This window comes from Aeromicrobium phragmitis (assembly GCF_003674095.1).
Classification (GTDB): Bacteria; Actinomycetota; Actinomycetes; order Propionibacteriales; family Nocardioidaceae; genus Aeromicrobium; species Aeromicrobium phragmitis.
This window is the reverse complement of the sequence record NZ_RDBF01000207.1, coordinates 1-347: the sequence shown is the minus strand read 5'-3', so window position 1 is coordinate 347 and position 347 is coordinate 1. Positions and strand designations below refer to the sequence as shown.

Sequence of the window (347 nt, the reverse complement as noted above, 5' to 3'; positions counted from 1 at the left end):
AGATCTGGGATTGGGTCGTGCAGTTCTTCCCGCGTGCCTCGCGCGACAAGGTGCGCTCGTCGGGGCGTGCGGCGTGGGGGTCGCTCACCGCGTTCGTCCGGGCGACGGTCCTGGTCGCCCTCGCCGATGCCGTGGGGATCGCGCTGGTCGCGGTCATCTTGCAGGTGCCGCTTGCGCTGGCCATCGGTGTGCTCGTGTTCCTCGGCGCCTTCATCCCCATCGTGGGCGCTCTCATCTCGGGCATGGTCGCGGTGCTGGTGGCCCTCGTGGCGCACGGCCCCATCACTGCACTGCTGATGCTGGCCGGGGTCGTGGCCGTCCAGCAGATCGAATCGCACGTCCTGCAG

General features: G+C 69.5%; 1 protein-coding gene. It reads left to right on the top strand.

The window, feature by feature from the left end:
• Positions 1 to 17: 17 nt before the first annotated feature.
• A partial coding sequence (locus D9V41_RS16990) for an AI-2E family transporter (protein ID WP_341770344.1) occupies positions 18 to 347 on the top strand: 330 nt, incomplete at its 3' end.